The sequence below is a fragment of the Deinococcus planocerae genome (genome assembly GCF_002869765.1).
GTDB classification, from domain to species: Bacteria; Deinococcota; Deinococci; order Deinococcales; family Deinococcaceae; genus Deinococcus; species Deinococcus planocerae.
On record NZ_PNOR01000095.1, the window covers coordinates 1 to 808 of the forward strand.

Annotated in this window: 1 protein-coding gene; it reads right to left on the reverse strand. The window is 61.8% G+C overall.

Annotated elements, in window-relative coordinates; translation table 11 throughout:
- On the reverse strand, nt 1–745 hold a 745-nt coding region (locus A7B18_RS21115; protein ID WP_102128618.1), incomplete at its 3' end, for an IS5 family transposase.
- Nucleotides 746–808: the final 63 nt, after the last annotated feature.

Below are 808 nucleotides of genomic sequence, written 5' to 3' on the forward strand. Positions count from 1 at the left end.
AGTGAAAGCCGATCAGGGTGGAGGACAAGCGTTCCAAATCTCGCCCGAGGCGACGGAAGCGCGATAACCATGCCAGGGAGCGCTCGACGACCCAGCGTTTGGGCAGGAGGACGAAGCCGCGTGAAGCGTCTTGGCGCTTCACGACGATCAGCTCGATATTGCTCTTCCGGGCGGCCTCCAAGCTTGCTTCGCCGGTGTACCCCTGATCGACGAAGGCTACCTCCAGCATGCCCCCGGTGAGTTCCTGGGCCTCGCGGCACAAGACTTCGACTTGGGCACGGTCCTGTTCATTGGCGGGGGAGGTCATCAGGGTGATGAAATGCCCCAGGGTATCGACGACCAGGTGAACTTTGGTGCCCTTGCGCCGCTTGGCCCCGTCGTAGCCTGCGCGATGACCACTCTCAGGGGTGCTCTGGAGCGTCCGGCTGTCCACGATGATCGCGGAGGGTTCCCCTCCGCGTTGTTGCTGGACACGAGTGAACAATCGCAGGTCATGGACGGCGTTCTCGAAGCAGTGGGCAGCAAACCAGCGCTGGGCCTGAGATCGCACGATCTCAGGCGGGGGGAAGTCGTTCGGCAGGTACTCCCACTGCGCCCCCGTTCGACTGATCCACAACAACGCGTTCAACACGTCTCGCAGAGGGTACTTCCGCTGTGGCGCGTCTTCGGGGCTCAACGCCAGATAGGGCAGCAGGAAATGGTACGTCTCGTCGTCCACGTCACTCGGATAGCCTTGCCGGACCATTCCTCATTCTGCTAGCCCCAGAGTCCGCGCCTTCAACTTGGATTGCCTTCTATCCAGCCTCTA